This is a genomic window from Brachybacterium sp. p3-SID1565, from assembly GCF_025143785.1.
In the GTDB taxonomy this organism is placed as follows: Bacteria; Actinomycetota; Actinomycetes; order Actinomycetales; family Dermabacteraceae; genus Brachybacterium; species Brachybacterium epidermidis.
Map to the genome: position 1 here is coordinate 1 of NZ_JAMBDS010000084.1, position 5,131 is coordinate 5,131.

Annotated in this window: 2 rRNA genes; both read right to left on the minus strand. The window is 56.3% G+C overall.

Annotated elements, in window-relative coordinates:
- Window positions 1–72 precede the first annotated feature (72 nt).
- A 23S ribosomal RNA gene (locus M4D54_RS13555) occupies window positions 73–3,134 on the minus strand.
- A 348-nt stretch (window positions 3,135–3,482) separates the two neighbouring features.
- A 16S ribosomal RNA gene (locus tag M4D54_RS13560) occupies window positions 3,483–5,001 on the minus strand.
- The 16S and 23S rRNA genes sit together here, the layout of an rRNA operon.
- Between the last annotated feature and the right edge of the window lie 130 nt (window positions 5,002–5,131).

The window sequence follows — 5,131 nt, forward strand, 5'->3', positions numbered from 1 at the left end:
GCAGTGGTTGTTCCTCAAGAACCACACAGTGGACGCGAACACACACGCAAACAACACAATCAGTGACAGTGTTTGAGTAAGTCATCAGCCATTAGTACCAGTCAGCTCCACACGTTACCGCGCTTCCACATCTGGCCTATCAACCCAGTCGTCTACTGGGGGCCTCCCACACCACAAGGGTGCACGGATATCTAATCTTGAAGCAGGCTTCCCGCTTAGATGCTTTCAGCGGTTATCCCTTCCCGACGTAGCCAACCAGCCATGCCCTTGGCAGAACAACTGGCACACCAGAGGTCAGTCCATCCCGGTCCTCTCGTACTAGGGACAGGCCTTCTCAAATATCCAACGCGCGCAGCGGATAGGGACCGAACTGTCTCACGACGTTCTAAACCCAGCTCGCGTACCGCTTTAATAGGCGAACAGCCTAACCCTTGGGACCAACTCCAGCCCCAGGATGCGACGAGCCGACATCGAGGTGCCAAACCATGCCGTCGATATGAGCTCTTGGGCAAGATCAGCCTGTTATCCCCGGGGTACCTTTTATCCGTTGAGCGACACCCATTCCACAATGAGGTGCCGGATCACTAGTTCCTGCTTTCGCACCTGCCCGACATGTCTGTCTCGCAGTCAAGCTCCCTTGTGCACTTACACTCAACACCTGATTGCCAACCAGGCTGAGGGAACCTTTGAGCGCCTCCGTTACTCTTTAGGAGGCAACCGCCCCAGTTAAACTACCCATCAGGCACTGTCCCTGATCCGGATCACGGACCGAGGTTAGGAATCCAGAACGACCAGAGTGGTATTTCAACAGCGACTCCACATTCACTGGCGTGAATGCTTCCCAGTCTCCCACCTATCCTACACAAGCCGTCCCGAACACCAATACCAAACTATAGTAAAGGTCCCGGGGTCTTTCCGTCCTGCTGCGCGTAACGAGCATCTTTACTCGTAATGCAATTTCGCCGAGTTCGCGGTTGAGACAGTGGAGAAGTCGTTACGCCATTCGTGCAGGTCGGAACTTACCCGACAAGGAATTTCGCTACCTTAGGATGGTTATAGTTACCACCGCCGTTTACTGGGGCTTAAATTCTGAGCTTCGCTCCGAAGAGCTGACCCGTCCTCTTAACCTTCCAGCACCGGGCAGGCGTCAGTCCGTATACAGCGTCTTACGACTTCGCACGGACCTGTGTTTTTAGTAAACAGTCGCTTCTCCCTGGTCTCTGCGGCCCTCGAGGCTCTCACCTCTCAGGCCCCCCTTCTCCCGAAGTTACGGGGGCATTTTGCCGAGTTCCTTAACCACGATTCTCTCGAACGCCTCGGTATTCTCTACCTGATCACCTGAGTCGGTTTAGGGTACGGGCGACCGTATTCGTCACGCTGGAACTTTTCTCGGCAGTACAGGATCACTCACCTACGCCCATACGGGATCCCCATCACGTCTCACCCACATGGCCACGCATTACCGTGACCGGGCTGCTCGCTTAGACGGACTATTCCATTAAGTCCGCGGAAGCTACCTCTCTGCGTCATCCCTCGCGCTGACCTACTACACCCTTGGTTCCCAGCCTCACTCACGCACGCACCCCGAAGGGCACGAGGCAAGCTCGGGTGGTTAGCATCAGATGCCTCGGTATGGGTCCTCCTACGATCGGTTCGGGAATATCAACCCGATGTCCATCGACTACGCCTGTCGGCCTCGCCTTAGGTCCCGACTAACCCAGGGCGGATTAACCTGGCCCTGGAACCCTTGATCAATCGGCGGACGGGTTTCTCACCCGTCTTTCGCTACTCATGCCTGCATTCTCACTCGTGCAGCCTCCACCACTGGGTCACCCCGCGGCTTCGCAGTCTGCACGACGCTCCCCTACCCACCCCACACAACGTGGAGTGACACAGCTTCGGCGGTGTACTTGAGCCCCGCTACATTGTCGGCGCAGAATCACTTGACCAGTGAGCTATTACGCACTCTTTCAAGGGTGGCTGCTTCTAAGCCAACCTCCTGGTTGTCTCAGCAACTCCACATCCTTTTCCACTTAGCACACGCTTAGGGGCCTTAGCTGATGTTCTGGGCTGTTTCCCTCTCGACTATGAAGCTTATCCCCCACAGTCTCACTGCTGCGCTCTCACGTACCGGCATTCGGAGTTTGGCTAAGGTCAGTAACCCGGTGGGGCCCATCGCCTATCCAGTGCTCTACCTCCGGCACGAAACACGCAACGCTGCACCTAAATGCATTTCGGGGAGAACCAGCTATCACGAAGTTTGATTGGCCTTTCACCCCTATCCACAGGTCATCCCCTCCATTTTCAACTGAAGTGGGTTCGCGCCTCCACGCGGTCTTACCCGCGCTTCACACTGCCCATGGATAGATCACTTCGCTTCGGGTCTAGAGCCGGCGACTGAACGCCCCGTTTCAGACTCGCTTTCGCTACGGCTACCCCACACGGGTTAACCTCGCCACCGACCACTAACTCGCAGGCTCATTCTTCAAAAGGCACGCCGTCACCCCGTAAGGCTCCGACGGATTGTAAGCGCACGGTTTCAGGTACTATTTCACTCCCCTCCCGGGGTGCTTTTCACCTTTCCCTCACGGTACTTGTCCGCTATCGGTCACGAGGTAGTATTCAGGCTTACCAGGTGGTCCTGGCAGATTCACACCGGATTTCACGGGCCCGGTGCTACTCGGGAACAGCATCACGCCGCACAACAGTTTCGTCTACGGGGGTCACACCCTCTACGCCGTCGCACTCACCACGACTTCGACTACCAATGCACGTCCACGTCGGGCTGCCGGCAGACAACCCCGATACGTCCCACAACCCCCGCCCTGCAACCCCTGCCGGGTATCACACAGAACAGGTTTAGCCACCTCCGCTTTCGCTCGCCACTACTCACGGAATCACTATTTGTTTTCTCTTCCTGCGGGTACTGAGATGTTTCACTTCCCCGCGTTCCCTCCACACCACCTATACATTCAGTGGCAGGTACCGCGACATGACTCGCGGTGGGTTTCCCCATTCGGACATCCTCGGATCACAGGTCGGTTGTCACCTCCCCGAGGCTTATCGCAGACTCCTACGTCCTTCATCGGCTCCTCGTGCCCAGGCATCCACCGTACGCCCTTAAAGACTTGGCAAACACTACAAAGACACTAAAATAAATTGCTTACAAGATGCTCGCGTCCACTATGCAGTTCTCAAGAAACAACCCCACACCAGCACCTCCACCACAACCGCAGCAGAAGAACCAGGGAGGACCAGCCACACACCCCCGAGCGAACCCAGGGGCCGCGTGCAGCCTCACAACCCAATAGCGTGTCTCCACCTCGAACCACCAGGCAACCCACGTTCCACGCCCCGAAGGACCGTACTAGCGAGCAGCACCCGATGATGAAGCGCCCATCCGTTGATGTTCCACCCATGAGCAACCACCCCCACCACACGCGGGCAGGCAGATGGCCACCATTAATGGTGATGCTCCTTAGAAAGGAGGTGATCCAGCCGCACCTTCCGGTACGGCTACCTTGTTACGACTTAGTCCCAATCGCCAATCCCACCTTCGACAGCTCCCTCACGAGGATGGGCCACTGGCTTCGGGTGTTACCGACTTTCGTGACTTGACGGGCGGTGTGTACAAGGCCCGGGAACGTATTCACCGCAGCGTTGCTGATCTGCGATTACTAGCGACTCCGACTTCATGGGGTCGAGTTGCAGACCCCAATCCGAACTGAGACCGGCTTTTTGGGATTCGCTCCACCTCACAGTTTCGCAACCCATTGTACCGACCATTGTAGCATGCGTGAAGCCCAAGACATAAGGGGCATGATGATTTGACGTCGTCCCCACCTTCCTCCGAGTTGACCCCGGCAGTCTCCCATGAGTCCCCGCCATAACGCGCTGGCAACATGGAACGAGGGTTGCGCTCGTTGCGGGACTTAACCCAACATCTCACGACACGAGCTGACGACAACCATGCACCACCTGTGCACCAGTCCGAAGAAAACCCCATCTCTGGAGCCGTCCGGTGCATGTCAAGCCTTGGTAAGGTTCTTCGCGTTGCATCGAATTAATCCGCATGCTCCGCCGCTTGTGCGGGCCCCCGTCAATTCCTTTGAGTTTTAGCCTTGCGGCCGTACTCCCCAGGCGGGGCACTTAATGCGTTAGCTACGGCGCGGAAAACGTGGAATGTTCCCCACACCTAGTGCCCAACGTTTACGGCATGGACTACCAGGGTATCTAATCCTGTTCGCTCCCCATGCTTTCGCTTCTCAGTGTCAGTAATGGCCCAGAGACCTGCCTTCGCCATCGGTGTTCTTCCTGATATCTGCGCATATCACCGCTACACCAGGAGTTCCAGTCTCCCCTACCACACTCTAGCCTGCCCGTACCCACCGCACGCCCGAGGTTGAGCCTCGGGTTTTCACGGCAGACGCGACAAGCCACCTACAAGCTCTTTACGCCCAATAATTCCGGACAACGCTTGCGCCCTACGTATTACCGCGGCTGCTGGCACGTAGTTAGCCGGCGCTTCTTCTGCAGGTACCGTCACTCTCGCTTCTTCCCTGCTGAAAGAGGTTTACAACCCGAAGGCCGTCATCCCCCACGCGGCGTCGCTGCATCAGGCTTTCGCCCATTGTGCAATATTCCCCACTGCTGCCTCCCGTAGGAGTCTGGGCCGTGTCTCAGTCCCAGTGTGGCCGGTCGCCCTCTCAGGCCGGCTACCCGTCATCGCCTTGGTGAGCCATTACCTCACCAACAAACTGATAGGCCGCGAGTCCATCCCCCACCGAAAAACTTTCCACAACACACCATGCGGTGCGAAGTCATATCCGGTATTAGCCCCGATTTCCCGAGGTTATCCCGAAGAGGGGGGCAGGTTACTCACGTGTTACTCACCCGTTCGCCACTAATCAGACAAGGCAAGCCCTGTCGTCATCGTTCGACTTGCATGTGTTAAGCACGCCGCCAGCGTTCGTCCTGAGCCAGGATCAAACTCTCCATGAAAACATAGAAAATCCCAGCATTCAAACAAACAACCAGCAAAAATAATTCTGCTAATCATCCGAAAAATGCCAATCAAAATATTGGCATCAACAAACAGACACGCTATTGAGATATCAAGCAACACGCGCAC